This window comes from Bradyrhizobium sp. SZCCHNRI1029 (genome assembly GCF_032487555.1).
GTDB lineage: Bacteria > Pseudomonadota > Alphaproteobacteria > Rhizobiales > Xanthobacteraceae > Bradyrhizobium.
Map to the genome: position 1 here is coordinate 214,538 of NZ_JAUEUK010000008.1, position 17,667 is coordinate 232,204.

13 protein-coding genes and 1 pseudogene are annotated in these 17,667 nt (G+C 66.1%); 9 read left to right on the forward strand and 5 right to left on the reverse strand.

Features of this window, described 5'->3' with window-relative positions:
- Window positions 1-87: 87 nt before the first annotated feature.
- The gene (locus tag QW861_RS23160; RefSeq protein WP_316169486.1) at window positions 88-1,827 is read right to left on the reverse strand and encodes a DUF459 domain-containing protein; all 1,740 of its coding nucleotides are present in this window, start codon (window positions 1,825-1,827) and stop codon (window positions 88-90) included.
- Between the two features lie 140 nt (window positions 1,828-1,967).
- Window positions 1,968-3,362, reverse strand: coding sequence for a lytic murein transglycosylase (locus QW861_RS23165; RefSeq protein WP_315713877.1), 1,395 nt, complete (start codon window positions 3,360-3,362; stop codon window positions 1,968-1,970).
- Window positions 3,363-3,580: 218 nt separating this feature from the next.
- Here QW861_RS23165 and galU point away from each other — a divergent pair, with 218 nt between their 5' ends.
- Window positions 3,581-4,462 (forward strand): UTP--glucose-1-phosphate uridylyltransferase GalU, encoded by an 882-nt coding sequence (galU, locus tag QW861_RS23170; RefSeq protein ID WP_315713878.1) that lies wholly within the window; start codon window positions 3,581-3,583, stop codon window positions 4,460-4,462.
- A gap of 46 nt (window positions 4,463-4,508) precedes the next feature.
- Here galU and QW861_RS23175 read toward each other — a convergent pair whose 3' ends face one another.
- A complete protein-coding gene (locus QW861_RS23175) occupies window positions 4,509-6,017 on the reverse strand; it encodes a sensor domain-containing diguanylate cyclase (RefSeq protein WP_315713879.1) in 1,509 nt (502 codons plus the stop codon).
- Between the two features lie 143 nt (window positions 6,018-6,160).
- Between QW861_RS23175 and QW861_RS23180 the strand changes: the two genes are divergently transcribed.
- From QW861_RS23180 to QW861_RS23210, 7 genes and pseudogenes are all read left to right on the forward strand, one after another.
- Window positions 6,161-6,418, forward strand: coding sequence for a hypothetical protein (locus QW861_RS23180; RefSeq protein WP_315713880.1), 258 nt, complete (start codon window positions 6,161-6,163; stop codon window positions 6,416-6,418).
- A 55-nt stretch (window positions 6,419-6,473) separates the two neighbouring features.
- Window positions 6,474-6,872: pseudogene (locus tag QW861_RS23185) on the forward strand (hypothetical protein); the annotation flags it as partial.
- A 268-nt stretch (window positions 6,873-7,140) separates the two neighbouring features.
- Window positions 7,141-8,934 (forward strand): peptide ABC transporter substrate-binding protein, encoded by a 1,794-nt coding sequence (locus QW861_RS23190; RefSeq protein ID WP_316193517.1) that lies wholly within the window; start codon window positions 7,141-7,143, stop codon window positions 8,932-8,934.
- Between the two features lie 43 nt (window positions 8,935-8,977).
- The gene (locus tag QW861_RS23195) at window positions 8,978-9,937 is read left to right on the forward strand and encodes an ABC transporter permease (protein ID WP_315713883.1); all 960 of its coding nucleotides are present in this window, start codon (window positions 8,978-8,980) and stop codon (window positions 9,935-9,937) included.
- Window positions 9,903-10,844 carry an ABC transporter permease gene (locus tag QW861_RS23200; protein ID WP_315826014.1) on the forward strand — a complete coding sequence of 314 codons (942 nt, stop codon included), beginning with the start codon at window positions 9,903-9,905 and terminating at the stop codon, window positions 10,842-10,844. Before QW861_RS23195 ends, QW861_RS23200 begins: the two co-directional genes overlap by 35 nt.
- Window positions 10,844-11,842: an ABC transporter ATP-binding protein gene (locus tag QW861_RS23205; RefSeq protein ID WP_315826015.1), complete on the forward strand. Its 999-nt coding sequence runs from the start codon at window positions 10,844-10,846 to the stop codon at window positions 11,840-11,842. The genes QW861_RS23200 and QW861_RS23205 overlap by 1 nt, the downstream gene beginning before the upstream one ends.
- Complete coding sequence (locus QW861_RS23210) at window positions 11,842-12,840, forward strand: dipeptide ABC transporter ATP-binding protein (RefSeq protein ID WP_315713886.1); 999 nt, start codon at window positions 11,842-11,844, stop codon at window positions 12,838-12,840. Before QW861_RS23205 ends, QW861_RS23210 begins: the two co-directional genes overlap by 1 nt.
- A 16-nt stretch (window positions 12,841-12,856) precedes the next feature.
- Here the strand turns inward: QW861_RS23210 and QW861_RS23215 are convergent, their stop codons facing one another.
- Window positions 12,857-14,842, reverse strand: coding sequence for a cache domain-containing protein (locus QW861_RS23215; protein ID WP_316165782.1), 1,986 nt, complete (start codon window positions 14,840-14,842; stop codon window positions 12,857-12,859).
- Between the two features lie 165 nt (window positions 14,843-15,007).
- Window positions 15,008-16,864 carry a feruloyl-CoA synthase gene (locus QW861_RS23220; protein ID WP_316193518.1) on the reverse strand — a complete coding sequence of 619 codons (1,857 nt, stop codon included), beginning with the start codon at window positions 16,862-16,864 and terminating at the stop codon, window positions 15,008-15,010.
- Window positions 16,865-17,152: 288 nt separating this feature from the next.
- Between QW861_RS23220 and QW861_RS23225 the strand changes: the two genes are divergently transcribed.
- Window positions 17,153-17,632, forward strand: coding sequence for a MarR family winged helix-turn-helix transcriptional regulator (locus QW861_RS23225; RefSeq protein ID WP_316193519.1), 480 nt, complete (start codon window positions 17,153-17,155; stop codon window positions 17,630-17,632).
- Window positions 17,633-17,667: the final 35 nt, after the last annotated feature.

Genomic DNA, 17,667 nt, shown 5'->3' on the forward strand with positions numbered 1-17,667 from the left:
GCTCTCGAATGCGGGCCGATTTGTCATTGGCACCTTGGTCCGGAATGATCCGCGTCGATCGCCCTCAGCGCCGAAATGTGGTCACGATCAGCGGCCCTGGGTCTCCAGCGATGCTGCCGAGCGGCCGACCAATCCTGGCGGCCGCGGCGGCGCGTTCGGATTGCGCGCGGCGGGCGGCCGCGCCGGCTGCTGTTGCTGCTGAGGCGCGCCGAAGCCGAAAAACTCACGAACGCCCTGATTCGGCTGCGGCGTTTGGGCTGGCGGCTGCTGGGTGGGCGCCCCCGGCGTGGTCAGCCGCCTTTGCCGCGGCTGCGGCGACACCGGCCCAGGTGCTGCCGGCGTCGCTTCCGCCGGCGAAGTCGCTGCCATCGGCGCTTCGGGCCGGGTAGGCTCCTTCGGCGGCTCCTTGGCCTGCTCACGGCCGACCTCGCGGCGAGGCCAGACGAAATCGTCGGCGCGGCCGGCCGGCGGGCTCAGCGCCTCGCCCTTGACCAGGGTTCGGGCCGCCAGCGCGTCGACCGCCGCAGGTCGGGAGCCGGGGCCGCCCAGCAACTGATCGGTGCCGACGGATGACGCCACCAGCGGCAGGATCGGGCCGGCGACCGGCCGCGGCGCCGGCTGGCCCGGTACGGCATTGGCGTCCGGCGTGGCCGGCTCGTTCGGCAGCTCGAGCGGCGCGGAACGGGCCGCGAGCAGCCGGTTGATCTCACGCTCGGCATAATGGGCGAGCTTGCGCGCGCCCGGCTTGGTGAAATAGACGCCGTCATAGGAGCGCAGCTGGCGGATCTGGCCCTCGAAGTCCGGGCCTTTCTGCAGGAAGCGGCCGGCCTCGTCGACGAAGCCGTCCCAGACATCGACATAGGTGATGCCGGCCTTGCCGGCGGCATCGCGATACAGCGAGTCGAGGAACAGCGTGTCCGCCGTCCCCTTGGGACCGCGAACCGCGGGCAGGCCGACCCAGAGCACGGGCACGCCCTTGCTCTTGGCGATCGCGATCATCTCCTCGATCTTCTTCGTATACAGCTCGACCCAGCGCTCGTCCCGGAACTCGTAGAGGCCGCCCGGCGAGCGGGCGGCCTTCTCCGGTGCCGCGACCGCAGGCGTGTCGTTGTCGGCCTCGTCCTGCGGCAGATCGGTATCGGCAGCCTTGTCGTCGGGCTTGGCCGCCGTGTCGGCCTTGCCATCCGGCTTGGCTTCGCCCGGCTTGGTCTCACCAGGCTTTGTCTCACCAGGCTTGGCCTTGGCATCCTTCTTGGCCTTGTCGCCCTTCTTGTCGTCGGTCTTCTCGATCGCGGGCTCGCGCAGCGAGATGCGGTCGTTGAGGCCGAGCATGATGACGATGGCGTCGGCGCGTTCGGTCGCCAGGATACCCTTGGCGGCGGCGGCCCAGTCGGCCGGCTCGCCCCTGGGCTGATACTTGATGAGGCCCGACGTGGTCCGGATCCTGCGGGTCACGCCCATGTCGGGCTGCTCGGCATAGGCCTCTTCCAGGCCATAGGCGAGCCAGTCGGCCATGGCGTCGCCGAGCACCAGCACGTAGCGGTCCGGCGCGCCATCACGCTTCTCCGGCGGCGGCGCCTTGGAATAGTCTTGGATCACCCTCTTCGGCTGTTGCTGCGGGAACGGAGCGAAGAATTCGCCGCCGAACCAACCTCCGCCACCTCCACCGCCGCGCGGTGCCGGGCGGGGCGAAGCGAACGGGTTGAAGTTGAAGAACTGGGCCGAGGCGGGACCGGCGATGCCGACGAGCATGGCGATGACGACCGCCAGCACGACCAGCGGGCCGGGCTCGTTCAACAGCTTGAGGATGGACTTCAGCTTTGACATGCGCACCCGTCGCGCGGCGTGATCGTGACGATTCATATAATAGGACGCGAATCAGGCCGCAAACGGGCATTCACCGGATGGTGTTGACGGCGCCGGTAATCGCCCCAGAAGGTTACCGGCAGGGCAGATTGGGGCTGCGATCAGCGCGTCCGCAGCCGTTCGAGCACATCCGAGGTGGCAAATCCGTCCGCCGGCGCCCCGATCGAGGCCTGGAAGTTCCGCAGCGCCTCGCGCGTCTGGCCGCCGAACTGGCCGTCCGGCGTTCCGCGGTAAAATCCGCGCTCGGCGAGCAATTGCTGCAGCTCGAGCCGCTCGCCGCGCGACAGCGTTCGCTCCTCGCGCGGCCAGGCCTGAACGAACGGCGGTGCGCCGCGGAGGCGGTCGGCGAAGTGTCCGATCGCCAGCGCATAGGCTTCCGCAGGGTTGTATTTCATGATGACGCGGAAGTTCTGCAGCATCAGGAAGCCGGGGCCCTGGGCGCCGGCCGGCGCCAGCAGATAGGCCTTTTCGGCGCCAGTCGGGAACGGCTGACCGTTGGCCCGCCGCAGGCCGAGCTGTTCCCACTGGGCGAAGCTCATGCTCTTGGCGCGGTCGGCGAGCATGTAGTTGAAGCCCTGGGGCACCACGACCTCGTAGCCCCAGCTCTGGCCGCTCTGCCAGCCGTCCTTCTTCAGATTGTTGGCGGTGGAGGCGATCAGGTCGGCCGGATTGTCGACGACGTCGCGGCGGCCGTCACCATCGGCATCGACGGCGAAGCGCTTGAACGCGGTCGGCATGAACTGGGTCGGGCCGAAGGCGCCTGCCCAGGAGCCGCGCAACTGCTCGGGGCGCAAATCGCCGCGATTGAGGATTTCCAGGGCGGAGAGGAACTCATCCTTGAAATAGGCCTGGCGGCGGCCGATGCAGGCGAGCGTCGCGGTCGACTGCAGCACGCTACGGTCGCCGATCTGGGTCGAGTAGTTGGACTCGATGCCCCAGATCGAAGCGACGATGTAGCGGTCGACGCCATAGGTACGCTCGGCCGCATCGAACTGCGGCTTGTACTTCGCCAGCACCTCGCGGCCCTTCGCCAGCCGGTTGTCGTTCACCAGGATGTCGAGATAGTCCCAGATCGATTTGGTGAATTCGGGCTGCGCGTCGAGCAGGTCCATGATGCGCAGGTCCGGCGACAGGCCGGCGGTAAAGCGCTGGAAATTGTCCTGCGTGATGTTGCGTCGTGCGGCATCTGGCCACATGCCGGCGACGCAATTGTCGAAATTGCCGGCGGCTTCGCGGATCGCCGCCGCCGTCATCAGCGGATGGCCGGAGGCGCCGTCCTGGCCGCTCCACGGCTGCGGCCCGCCGGCGGCAGGGGGCTGGTTGGGGGCGGGGTCGCCCTTCGTCAGGGTGCCCGTGAACAGGCCGTCGAGAAAGTTCAGCGGCCCGCCTGAGGATTGCGCGACAGCGGAACCAGACACCACCGTCAACGCCGTGACCAGAACCGCCGCGCCAGCACCGGCCTTCAGAGCTGTCAGCATCACGTTCCGTCGCATCATGTCTCGATCCAGATCGCATGGAAGATCGGCCTCCACGAGGCCCGGTCCTGCTTAACGGGAGATTAACAAGGTTAACGATTTCCGCAGCGAAATTTAGCCGTTCGGTCCGTGTCGAGCGGAACACTGGACCAACATCCGCCTTTGTTCTCGGCTGCAAACGAGCTACCTAAAATGCGATCGATTTCGCATTCATATCGCCACAAGGTCTAGTCATCCCCATGAAGATCCGCAAAGCCGTTTTTCCGGTCGCCGGTCTCGGCACCCGCGTCCTGCCCGCCACCAAGGCGATGCCGAAGGAAATGCTGACGATCGTCGACAAGCCGCTCATCCAATACGTCTTCGACGAAGCCAAGGAGGCGGGCATCGAGCATTTCGTGTTCGTGACCGGGCGAAACAAGACCGCGATCGAGGATCATTTCGACCGCATGTACGAGCTCGACGCGACGCTCGCGGCGCGCGGCAAGAAGACCGAGATGGAAATCCTCGCGCGCGACCAGCCGGAGGCCGGCGCGGTCAGCTTCACCCGCCAGCAGGCGCCGCTCGGGCTCGGCCATGCCGTGTGGTGCGCGCGCGACATCGTCGGTGACGAGCCGTTCGCGGTGGTGCTGCCCGACGAGCTGGTGCTGAACGCGCCGGGGTGCCTGGCGCAGATGATTGCTGCCGCCAGCAAGCTGCCGGAAAAGAGCAACGTGCTCGCCGTGCAGGAGGTGCCGGCCGATCAGACCCATCAATACGGCATCTGCGGCGTCGGCAAGCGCGACGGCAAGATGTTCGAGGTCGACGGCATGGTCGAGAAGCCGGCCAAGGGCACCGCGCCGTCGAACTTCTCGATCACCGGGCGCTACATCCTGCAGCCGGAGATCTTCCAGATCCTCGCGACGCAGGAGCGCGGCGCCGGCGGCGAGATCCAGCTCACCGACGCGATGATCGGTCTGTCGAAGACGCAGAAATTCTACGGCGTGGACTTCGACGGCGAGCGGCATGATTGCGGCTCGAAGTCCGGCTTCCTGAGGGCCAACATCGCCTTCGCCATGGCGCGAGCCGACCTGCGCGATGGCCTGCGCGCGGACATGAAGCGCTATCTCGAAGGCAAGGGCTGAGGCCAAGCCGGCGCGAAATGCCGCGCCTTCGAGGCGGTTGGCGGCATCACGCCGCCAGCGAAGCGGCGGGTGACGGATGACGCACCGCTGCGCTGGCGCAGCGGTTACGGCCCGCGGCCTTGGCCATGTACAGGGCGCGGTCGGCGGCATTGAGCAGGCCGGTCCAGTCCGTGTCGCGCGACGGCGTGACGCTGGCGGCGCCGATGCTGATCGAGGTGGTGCACGCTTCTCCCGCCCACAGCTTGACCTTGCTGCGGATCGTCTCCGCGACGCGCAGCGCATCCGCTTCCGAGGTCCCCGGCAGCAGCACCGCGAACTCCTCGCCGCCATAACGCGCGGCGCAGTCGCCGGCGCGCCGCACCGAATCGGAGATGCACACGGCGATGCCGACCAGCACCTGATCGCCGGCCTGGTGCCCATGGGTGTCGTTGTAGCTCTTGAAGTGATCGGCATCGATCATCAGCAGCCCCAGCGGCGCGCCGGCGCGCTGCGCCCGCCGCCATTCGAGTTCGATGGTCTCGTCGAACTTGCGCCGATTCTTCAGGCCCGTCAGCGGATCCGTGGTCGCGAGCTGCTCCAGTCTGGATTCGACCTTCGCCCGGAGCTGGATCTCGCGCGCGGCGACCTGCGTCGCGGCCAGGACGAACACGATCAGCGCCAGCATCATCGCCCCGATCTCTGCAGCCTCATGGCGCCAGTATGCATAGACGCTGTCCCACGACTTGCTGGCGATCACGACCAGCGGCTCATTGGCATTGCGCCAGACCAGCAGCCGCGGCAGATCGTCCAGCGCGCCATAGCTGCTCGACCAGCCGGCCGGCTCGGTGAGCGCGCGGGTCACGGCCGGCGCCCGCGCCAGGTTGCGCCCGATCGCGCCGGTATCGAACGGCGCGCTGACGATGACGGTGCCGTCGCGCCGGAGCACGGTGATGTTGTCGCCCGCCCCGAGCGTGAGCCTTGCGAACAGGTCGCGGAAATAGCCGATGCGGATCGAGCCGGCGACGACGCCGGCGAAGCGTCCGTCCGGCGTCGAGATGCGGCGGCTGAGAACGATGGAATATTGGCCATGATGCTGAGCGGGCCGCCCGACATAGAGCCCGGTGTCGGGCCGGTCGCGATGCACCTGGAAGAAATCGGCGTCGCTGCGGTCCTCCGGCAGCGGGTCGAGCGTCGACGACTCGAGCGACAGCCGCCCGCGGGCATCAAAGACTTGGATGGTGCCGAAATTCTTCGCGGTGGACGAACGGTCGAACAGGATCAATTGGCGGACGTGCTTGCTGACCTCGTTGATTTCGGGCAGCAACATGTTGCTGGCCACCGCCCGCAGCGAGAGATCGTAGAGCTCGACGGTGCGGCTGATGTCGGCGCCGATGCTGGCGGCCATGTTCTCCAGCGCCTGCCGGGCGCGGACTTCCTCGCTCCGGCGCAGGTCGATCATGACGCTGGCGCAGATGGCGGAGAAACCGATGATGGTCGAGATGGAGCAGGTGATCAGCGTGCGCGCCGAAAGCCGCCAAGGCTGCGTCGCCCGGCCCGTTCGGCGTGTCCAGCGCATCGGATCGTCCCGTCCCCCGTGGAGTCCCGTCCGTAGACTGACGGATAAAGCCGAAGTAACGCATGTTAGGTTAACGAGTCGTTGCGTTCGCCGCGCCTGTCGTCAAGGCGGCCGCACACGCGCTGGTACGATGGAGTCGAGACTTGCCGGACTATGATGCGCTTCGAGACTATCTCAAGCGGCAGACCCGCCCCGAGCTGGTGCTCAGCCTCGACGAGATCGAGGAGCTGATCGGCGACGGCCTGCCGCGCGCCGCGCAGCGCGCCTCGTGGTGGGACAGCCTGCGAAGTCCGCAGGAGAAGATGCCGCAGCGCGAGGCCTGCCTGGCGGCGGGCTATGTCGCGACCCGGCTGCCCGATGGCAAGGGCGTCCGCTTCCGCAAGCTGAAGCCGGAGCGCTGAGCTGCATCCGTGCCCGCGGCACTGGGGCTGTGTCCTGATTTTCCGGCGGTAGTGCTTCGCGCTCAACGTCGACGAGGCGATCGAGGTTTTGGAGAACGCCGGCTGGAAGAAGGGCGCGAACGGCATTCGCGAGAAGGGCGGCAAGCCGCTCAAGCTCGTGATCCAGATCTCCACCAACGTCCCGCGGCCGAAGAACCATGTCATCGTCACGTAGGCCTGCCAGAAGGCGGGCATCGAGCTCGAGCCGAAGTCGGTGGTGGCTCGGCGTTCTTCTCCAGCGACGTCGCCAATTCCGACACCTACACGCACGTCTACTGCGACATGGAGATGCTGATGATCAACGATGGCGTCGCCGGGTCCGCGCGTCAGCGGCATCCGCAAAGGTTTGTCGAGCCATTCCTCGGAATGGGACAATGACCTCGGGCAGTTGCCGAACTGGTGTCGCGAGAGCTGAGCGCACATCGAGAGCGTTCATTCCGAAGCAGAACATTCCGGTGTGTGGCGACCGTCGCGAGCGACGTAGTTCCATTTTCCGGGATGTGACTCGCAGTCAATCTTTCCGCATCTGCGAAGTGCGACAATCGATCCGTTCTTTATTGCGGAATTGGCCCGGATTCTGCTTTGACAGTCGCTTCGAAGGCTGATCCAATTTTATGCAGTTCCCGATCGATCCAGGACGGGGACGCGTTTTTGGCATTCAGCACCACCTTTGGAGTCGATGGATGAACGAGCGTGACCTCCGTAGCCAGATCGCTGATGTCAAAGCAGGACGCCTGTCACGGCGCGAATTTGTGCAGCGGATGATTGCCGTGGGGCTGACCGCGCCGATGGCTGGCGCGATGCTCTCCTACTCAGGCGCCGCGGTCGCTGCTGATGCCATCCCCTACAAGCCGACCAAGGCCGGTGGCGGCGGTCCGCTCAAGCTGCTGCTCTGGCAGGCGCCGACGCTGCTCAATCCGCATTTCGCCATCGGCACCAAGGACCAGGAGGCCAGCCGCCTGTTCTACGAACCGCTGGCCGGATGGGACAAGGACGGCAATCTGGTGCCGATTCTCGCGGCCGAGATTCCGAGCAAGGAGAACGGCGGTCTTGCCGCCGACGGCATGTCGGTGACCTGGAAGCTGAAGAAGGGCGTCAAATGGCACGACGGCAAGCCGTTCACGGCCGACGACGTCATCTTCAACTGGGAATACGCCAACAACCCCGAGACCTCGGCGGTCTCGATCGGCAGCTACAAGAACGTCAAGTCGATCGAGAAGATCGACGATCTGACCGTGAAGCTGGTCTTTCCGCAGCCGACGCCGTTCTGGGCCGATGCCTTCGTCGCCTCGTTCGGCTGCATCATCCCCAAGCATCACTTTGCGGATTATATCGGGGCGAAGTCGCGCGAGGCGCCGGCGAACCTGAAGCCGGTCGGTACCGGTCCCTACATGTTCGTGGACTTCAAGCCGGGCGACACCGTCGCCGGCAAGCGCTTTCCGGACTATCACGTGCCGACGCAGCCCTATTTCGACACGGTCGAGATCAAGGGCGGCGGCGACGCGGTCTCCGCTGCGCGCGCAGTGCTGCAGACCGGTGAATACGATTACGCCTACAATCTGCAGGTCGAGGACGAGATCCTGACCAAGCTCGAGGCGGGCGGCCAGGGCAAGACCGAGCTGACGCTGACCGGCAACATCGAGTATATCGGCCTCAACGTCACCGATCCCAATGTCGAGGTCGACGGCGAGCGCGCCAGCCTGAAGACCAAGCACCCGCTGTTCTCCGATCCCGAGGTGCGCAAGGCGATCAATCTCCTGATCGACCGTGCGTCGGTGCAGAAGTTCATCTATGGACGCGCCGGCGTCGCGACGCCCAACTTTCTCAACAACCCCGAGCGCTTCCGCTCCAAGAACAATACTTTCGAGTTCTCGATCGAGAAGGCCAACCAGATCCTCGACGCCGCCGGCTGGAAGAAGGGCGCCTCCGGCATCCGCGAGAAGGACGGCAAGCCGCTCAAATTCGTGTTCCAGACCTCGATCAACGGCCCGCGCCAGAAGAACCAGGCGATCATCAAGCTGGCGTTCCAGAAGGCCGGCATCGAGGTCGAGCTGAAGTCGGTGGTCGCGTCGGTGTTCTTCTCCTCGGACGTCGCGAACCCCGACACCTACTCGCATTTCTACTGCGACATGCAGATGTATCAGACCACGATGCCGCAGGCGGATCCGCAGTTCTTCATGAACCAGTTCGTGTCCACCGAGGCCGCGACCAAGGAGAACAAGTGGCAGGGCCGCAACATCTGCCGCTGGCAGAACAAGGAGTATGACGAGACCTACATGCTGGCCCAGAGCGAGCTCGATCCGGTCAAGCGCGCCGCGCTGTTCATCAAGCTCAACGATCTCGTCGTGCGTGACAACTACGTCCTGCCGGAGATCAACCGGCTCAATGCGATCGGCGTGAAGAACGGCATGGTGCTGTACAAGAGCGGCTGGGACAACGATCTGGCGTTCATCGCCACCTGGTATCGGGCGAGCTGACGCGCGGCCAGCATGACCAGCCAGACATCGTAGGGGTGGAGCGATGGGAAACTATCTTCTCAGGCGCCTCATCGTCGCTGTGCCGAGCCTGCTCGGCATCAGTCTCATTCTGTTCGTGCTGCTCGCGCTGGCACCGGGCGATCCATTCGGCGAGCTCGCGAGCAACCCGAACGTGCCGCCCGAGGTGCGCGAGGCGCTGCGCATCAAGTTCGGGATGAACGATCCCGTGCTGTTGCGCTATGTCCACTGGCTGGTCGCCATGTTCCAGGGCGACTGGGGCTTCTCCTTCGCCAGCCGCGTCAACGTCGACACGCTGATCCTGCAGCGGATACCGACCACGCTCTACGTGGTCGGCACCGCGCAGATCCTGGCGCTGGCGGTGGCGCTGCCGGTGGGCGTGCTCGCGGCGCGGCGGCCGTATTCGATCTTCGACCAGATCGCCAACACCTTCGCCTTCATCGGCTTCTCGCTGCCGACCTTCTTCACCGGCCTGTTGCTGATCCTGATCTTCAGCGTCAATCTCGGCTGGCTGCCGTTCGTCTATCGCGCCGACCTGCAGGCGACCGGCTGGCAATGGTGGTGGGAGAGCATCAAGCAGGCGATCATGCCGGTCATGGTGCTCGGCCTCTACCAGGCGGCGTCCTATACGCGCTATGTCCGTTCCGCCGTGCTCGACGTCATCAAGCTCGACTACGTCACGACCGCGCGTTCCAAGGGCCTCGACGAGCGCAAGGTGATCGTCAAGCACGTCGTGCGTAATGCGCTGATCCCGGTGGTGACGCTGGTCGCGCTGCAGATGCCGACGGTGTTCGGCGGCGCCATCGTCACCGAGCAGATCTTCCGCATTCCCGGCATCGGCTCGCTCCTGATCAGCGCGATCCTCGCCAACGATACGCCGGTCATCATGGCGGTGACCTTCGTGTTCGCCTGCCTCGTCGTCCTCTTCAACCTCATCGCAGACATTCTGTATGGCTGGCTTGACCCACGCATCTCCTTCCGTTGAGACGGTGCCGGTCGTCGCATCGCCCAAACGGCGTTTCTCGCCGGGCCGCGACGCGCTCCGCCGCTTCCTCCGTCACCGCCTCGCGGCGGCCAGCATCGTCGTGCTGCTGCTGCTCGCGCTCTCGATCCTGCTCGGCCCGTGGCTGTGGCGGATTCCGATCAACGAGATCGACTTCACGGCACGCCTCGCGCCGCCGTCCTGGGAGCACCCGTTCGGCACGGACGATCTCGGCCAGGATCTGCTGGCGCGCATGATCTATGGCGGCCGCATCTCGCTTGCGGTCGGCTTTGCCGCGATGGGCGTGGCGCTGTTCGTCGGCATTCTCGTCGGTGCGATCGCCGGCTCGGCCAAGGGACCGGTGGATGCCGCGCTGATGTGGCTGACCGATCTGTTTCTGTCGCTGCCGCAACTGCCGCTGCTGCTCCTGATCATCTATTTGTTCCGCGATTTCCTCAAAGGCTGGCTCGGCCCGGAAGGCGGCGTGTTCGTGCTCATCGTGCTCGTGATCGGCGGCTTCCGCTGGATGCATGTGGCGCGTCTGGTCCGCGCCCAGTTCCTGTCGCTGCGCGAGAAGGAATTCGTCGAGGCGGCGCGCGCGCTCGGCGCCTCCAACACCCGTCTCGTCGTTCGCCACATCCTGCCGAACGCGCTGGGGCCGGTGATCGTCGCCGGCACCATCGACGTCGCGGCCGCGATCATCGCGGAATCGACGTTGTCGTTCCTCGGTCTCGGCTTCCCGCCGGACATTCCGACCTGGGGCCGGCTGCTGTTCGACGCCAAGGACTATCTCGACATCGCGCCGCATTGGGCGCTGTTCGCCGGCGGCGCGATCTTCCTCACGGTCATCGCGATCAACTTCATCGGCGATGGCCTGCGCGATGCGCTCGATCCGCGGAAGGTGATGTGATGGACGCGCGCGTAGCTCCGCTGCTCGAGATCAAGGGGCTGAAGACCTATTTCAACACCGACGAGGGCGAGGTCCAGGCCGTCGACGGCGTCGACATCTCGATCGGCAGCGGCGAGACCCTGTGCGTGGTCGGCGAGTCCGGCTCCGGCAAGACCGTCACCGCGATGTCGGTGCTGAAGCTGATCGCGATGCCGCCCGGCCGCATCGCCGGGGGCCAGATCCTGTGGCAGGGCCGTGACCTGGTGCCGCTCGGCTCGTCCGAGATGAACAAGATCCGCGCCAGCGAGATCGCGATCGTGTTCCAGGAGCCGATGACCTCGCTCAACCCGGTCTACACCGTCGGCGATCAGATCGCCGAGGTGATCCGGTTGCACCAGGGCCTGTCCAACAAGGCGGCGATGGATCGGGCGGCCGAGATGCTGGCGCTGGTGCAGATCCCCAATCCGAAAGCCCGCGTGCACGACTATCCGCACCATTTCTCCGGCGGCATGCGCCAGCGCGTGATGATCGCGATGGCGCTGTCGTGCAATCCCAAGCTCCTGATCGCCGACGAGCCGACGACGGCGCTCGACGTCACGATCCAGGCGCAGATCCTCGATCTGCTGCTCGACATGAAGGAGCGGCTCGGCATGTCGATCATGCTGATCACCCACGCGATGGGCGTCGTGGCCGAGGTCGCGCAACGTGTCGTGGTGATGTATGCCGGCCGGGTCGCGGAGGAGGCGCCGGTCGAGCGGCTGTTCGCCAATCCGCGCCATCCCTATACGCAGGGCCTGATCCGCTCGATCCCGCGGATCGATCTCGACGCGGTCAGGAAGAGCCGGCTGGAAAGCATCCCCGGCAGCGTGCCGAAGCTGGTCAATCCGCCGGAGGGCTGCCGCTTCGCCTCTCGCTGCCGCTTCGCCATTCCCGATTGCAGGACCGCGCAGCCTCTGCTGCGCGAGATCGAGCCCGGCCACAAGGTGGCGTGCATCCGCGCCGAAGAGACGTTGCTGTGATGACCGAAGCTGCCATTGCCACCCCCGTCGTACCCGCGCCGCTGCTCAGCGTACGCAACCTGACCAAGGCGTTCCCGATCCGGGGCGGGCTCTTGAAGCGCCAGATCGGCAGCGTGCGGGCCGTGGACGGCGTCAACTTCGACATCGAGCCGAGCGAGACCTTCGGCCTCGTCGGCGAGTCCGGCTGCGGCAAATCGACCACCGGGCGCTGCGTCCTCCGGCTGATCGAGCCGAGCTCGGGCGAACTGAATTTCGAGGGCAAGGACGTCATCGCGCTGTCCGGCGAAAGCCTGCGCGCGCTTCGCCGCGACATCCAGATCATCTTCCAGGACCCCTATGCCTCGCTCAACCCGCGCATGACCATCGGCGCCATCATCGGCGAGGCGCTGACCATCCATGGGCTGGCGACCTCACGCCAGCAATACGAGGCGCGCATCGTTCATCTCCTGGAGACCGTCGGCCTGCAGGCCGACCACATGACGCGCTATCCGCACGAGTTCTCGGGCGGCCAGCGCCAGCGCATCGGCATCGCGCGGGCGATCGCGGTCGAGCCCAAGCTGATCATCTGCGACGAGCCGGTGTCGGCGCTCGATGTGTCGATCCAGGCCCAGGTCATCAACCTGCTCGAGGATCTGCAGCAGAAGTTCGGCATCGCCTATCTGTTCGTCGCCCACGACCTCTCGGTCGTCGAGCACATCAGCCGCCGCGTCGCGGTGATGTATCTTGGCCGCATCGTCGAGACCGCGCCGTCACGCCAGCTCTATTCGACGCCGAAACATCCCTACACCGAGGCGCTGCTGTCGGCGGTGCCGATCCCGGATCCGAGTGTCAAGCGCAAGCGCGTGCGGCTCAAGGGCGAGGTGCCGAGCCCGATCAATCCACCATCGGGCTGTCACTTTCATACCCGCTGCCCGATCGCCAAGGACGTCTGCAGCAAGGAAGTGCCGCCATTGAAGGCAAGCGCCGAGGGGCATCTCGTCGCCTGCCATTTCCGTTGAGGCGGAGATCGGCGCGTTACGCCGCCTGACGGTCCGAGACCAGCGCCGTCAGCCGCGCCGATTGCTCCGGGTTCAATGCGAACTGGACCAACGCGGTACGGTCGCCAACGCGGGTCACGGTCCCCGGCAGATCGGACACCATGCCGGTGATGGCAAGCGTCACCGACGTGTTCATCGTCAGACGAACCGGAACGGCTTCGAGCAGGGCGCCGCCGAGCGAGAGGTTGCGCACGGTGACAGGGATCGCTTCGCCGTTCACCTGCAGCGTGCCCGGGCGGTTGATGTTGAGCCGCGTCGACAGCCGGCGATCGACGTCGGCAGTCGACGTCCGGATCACCCGCACCAGTTCGGTGCGCAGCCGCTGCACCTTGTCGGCGACAACAGTCGAGCCGTCGCGGATGTCGGTCGAGCGCCGGCCGGCCTCGCTGGCTTCGCGAGAGACCTCGGCGATCTGGCTGGCGACCTCGCGCGCGGCGGCGGACGTCTCCTCGACCGTGCGCGAAATCTCGATGGTCACGCTGTTCTGCGCCTGGATCGCATCGGCAATGCCGGAGGATACGGCTTCGACGTTGCGGATGACTTCGCCGATCGCCCCGATCGAGGTGACCGAGGCGCGGGTCGAGTCCTGAATCTCGGCAATCTGCTGCGCGATCTCGCTGGTCGCCTTGGCGGTCTGCTCGGCGAGCGATTTCACCTCGGAGGCGACGACCGCAAAGCCGCGGCCTGCATCGCCGGCCCGGGCGGCCTCGATGGTGGCGTTCAGCGCCAGCAGGTTGGTCTGGCCGGCAATCTCGCTGATCAGGCTGGTCACGGCGCCGACCTTGTCGGCGGCTTCTGACAGCTTCGCGATGGTGGCCTGAGCGTCGGACGAGGCGGCAACGGCCTTGCGCGTGAGCTCGCGCGACGAGCTGACCTGGCTGGAGATCTGCGAGATCGAGGCGGCGAGCTGGGCCGACGCCTTGGCGACCGTCTGGGTGGTGGCGAGGGCCTGCTCGGCCGCCGCCGCAACGCTGCTCGAGTTGCGCTCCAGCGTCAGCGCACTGTCGGTCATCGACTTGGCATTGTCGGCCATGTGGCCGGTTCCCTGCGCGACCTCGCCGACCGCGCTGCTGGCGGCCTGCTCGACGGCTTCGGCCATCTCCTGCAGCGCCTTGGTCTTGATGCGCTCTGCGACCTGGCGCTGCTCGTCTTCGAGCATCGCGGTCTGCCGCGCCTTCTCCTCGGTCTTCTGCCTGAACTGCTCGATCGAGCGCGCCATGTCGCCGAGCTCGTCGCTGCGGTTCTGGCCCGGCAGCTTGATGTCGAAGTTTCCATTGCCGAGCTCGGTCAACGCGCCACTCATCGCGGCCAGCGCCGACGACATCCGCCGCGCGATGATCAGCGTGATCGATCCGATGATCAGCATCACCAGCATGGCGGCAATGAACACGCTGCGCTTGCTCTCCCACATCTGGGCTTCGAGATCGTCGACATAGACACCGGTGCCGATGATCCAGCCCCAGGGCTCGAAGCCGGCGACATAGGACATCTTCGGCTGTGGCGCATCCTTGCCGGGCTTCGGCCACATGTAGTCGACGACGCCGGCGCCCTGGCGCTTGACGACGTCGACCATTTCGACGAACAGCCGCTTGCCGGTCGGGTCCTTGTTGTCAGCGAGGTTCTGACCATTCAGCTCCGGCTTGATCGGATGCATGACCATCTTTGGACCCATGTCGTTGATCCAGAAGTAGTCGCCGCTGCCGTAGCGCAGCTTGCCGATCCGCTCGGCCGCCTTCTTCTGCGCGACCTCGGGCGCCACCTTGTCGCGCGCGATCGCGTCATATTCCTCGCGGGCGATGCTGACTGCCGTCTGCGCCAGATGGCTCAGCTCGCTCTGCCGCTGATCCTTGAGAGCGGTCTCGAGGTTCTGGCTCTGCGTTGCGGCGAGCCCGACAAGTCCACAGAACGACAGGCCGATGATCGCGTAGATGCGGAAAGCGAGAGAGAAACGCGGCTGAGCCATGGGGCGGTCCGGGCAAATGAGGGAGCTAGATGCGAGTGATTTTAAGGATTCGCAGTTGATGCCCGGTTAAGTGTGGATGGTAACTAATTGCCGCACCCGCGAGGCGTTCCCGTAGTAGTACGGGCGCCATCTTGTGAGTGAGTTGAGTAGTTGCGTAGTTCTGGGTCAGGACATGTCGGGCCTGATCAGCTCGGTCGCGGTTTCATCCTTCAGTCGTGCGACCAGATTGGCGCGGCGGGTGAGCACCGCGCGCTGGTTGATATAGCCCTTGTCAGTGATCTCGCCGGCATCGAGCAAGGGCGGCTCCGCCATCAACAGCGCACGGGTCGCATAGCGGGAAGAGCCGACCGCCTCGGTGCGAAGCCTGGCCAATCCTCGCGCGATGGCGGTGCGCACCGATGGATGTGCCAGAACGTCGCCGGCCGGGACGGCCTCGGTCATCCCGGCAGCGCCGCGGCACGCTGCGATGTTGGGCACGATGAGAAAGTGCACCTCGTCGGTGCCGTGGCCGGCGATCACGATATCCTGCGCCAACGGCGCCAGCGCCGCGATGCCGGCGACGCGCAGCGCGCCCACGTTCACCCATGTCCCGGAGCTGAGCTTGAAATCCTCGGTGATGCGGCCGTCGAAGAACAGGCCGCGCTCCGGATGCTCGGGATCTGCGAGCTTCACGGCGTCGCCGATCTTGTAGAAGCCCTCCTCGTCGAAAGCCGCGGCCGTGAGTTCGGGCGCCTTCCAATAGCCCGGCATCACGTTCGGCCCGCGCACGCGGACCTCGAGCTTCTCGCCGGTCGGCACCAGCTTGAGCTCTGTGCCGGGGATGGGCACGCCGATGTTGCCGGCGCGCTCGGCGAAAAAGTGGCAGTCGGTCGCGAGCGGCGATGTCTCGGTGGCGCCCCACGCCGACACCAGCGGTGCAGGACGGCCGATCGTGGCCCGGCTCATCTCGTTGAGCGCATCCCACAGATTTTGCGGCAAGGCCGCGGCCGCATAGAGGATGCACCTGACGCCGGAGAAAAATCTGCGGCGCAGATCGTCGTCGGACCTGAGTGCCGCGACCAGCATGTCGAAGCCGCGCGGCACGTTGAAATAGATCGTCGGCACCAGGCTGCGCAGATTGGCGAGCGACGTCTCGAACAGGCCCGGCGCCGGCTTGCCGCCGTCGATGTAGATCGACCCGCCGTGGCTCAGCACCAGGTTGAAATTGTGGTTGGCGCCGAAGGTGTGACTCCATGGCAGCCAGTCGACGATGACGGGGCCGCCCTCGACCTCGCGCAGGAACGTCCACAACTGCGCCTTGGCCTGCTGGCTCATGGTCAGCATCCGGTGCGTGTTGATCACCGCTTTCGGCTGCCCGGTCGAGCCGGAGGTGAACAGCAGCTTGGCCACCGTGTCCGGCGTGACCGCGGCGAAGGCGCGGTCGACCTCCGGCCCGGGCTTTGTCGCGAGCAGGGCCTGCAGCGACAGCGCGCGCGTTGCATCGCCGTCGCCGGCGATGACCGTCGCCCGATGCAGGCCGTCGACAGCGGCGAGCGCGCGCGCGAACGGCTCGCGCTGCGCGACGAAGATGGCGCCGGGATCGAGCAGACGGATCATCGCACGCAGCTTCTCGTGGTCCGTCGACATCAGCGAATAGGCCGGGGAGATCGCGCAGACGGGGATGCCGACGTGCTGCGCGGCGAGCGCCAGCACGGCATGCGCGATGCTGTTGTCGGACAGGATCGCCAGCGGACGCTCGGGACCGAGGCCCTGCGCGAGCATCCAGGCCGCGGCGGCGCGGACCTGCATCAATGTTTCGCCGTAGGTGAGCCAGGTCCAGTTGTCGCCACGACGTTCGGCCAGGAACGTGCGATCCGGGAAATGGCGGCCCCAATGCTCCAGCCATTCGCCGGTGCAGCGCGCGGCCGGCTGCAGCGGCATGCGCGAGCGCAGGATGATCGCGCCGTCGTCGCGCCTGACAGCCTCGATCGACGGCTCGGCGAACATCGCAGGCTCGGAGGCGCGGCGTTCTGCATCAGCCATGGCGTGTCTCCGGGCTGCGGGAGGTGATCGCTGAAGCTGCAGTGCGGGAGGAACACGCTGCGCGGCGGGCGCCGCGATCGGGTGTAATGCGCCGCCGCATTGCGGTTGCAATGCAGGCAACCATCGCCATCGATGACGGCATGCGTTTCCCTCCCATGTTGTATTCGTTGACCGCGAGACTAACAGAATGGTTGTACTTTGCAATTATTGTGGATGTGACCGATTGGAGCGGCTTGCCCCTGCGACGGCATCGGTCTAGGCAGGGATGCCTCATGTCAGCGAGCCAGCATGCCCAAGAGCGCGAGCCCCGGAGCGCAGCGAGACACAACCAGCCAGGATTCCGGGATCGGTCTCGGTGAGCTCGAGAACCATCTCGGCTATTTCGTCCGCCGCCTGCAGCACTGGATTTTCCGCGATGTCAACGCCGCGCTCGCGACGATCGACCTCGACGTCATCCTCTATTCGATCCTGGAGACGATCGCGGCCAATCCCGGCGCCGCGCAGATCGCGATCGCTGGCGCGCTGGGCATCGAGCGCGCGCGCATGGTCGCGCTGCTCGACGACCTGCAGCAGGCCGGCTTGATCGTGCGCGAGCGCTCCGAGCACGACCGCAGGGCCCATGCGCTCGGCCTGACGCCGCGTGGCCGCCTGATGCTCAAGAAGGCCAATGCACTGGTCGCCGCGCACGAGAAGCGGGTGGCACGCCGGCTTGGGGGCGACAATTATCGCCGCGCGCTCACGGCGCTGTCGCAGTTCGAGACGGACTAGGCTCGTCGCGAACGGGCCATGTCGCGAGCCTTCTG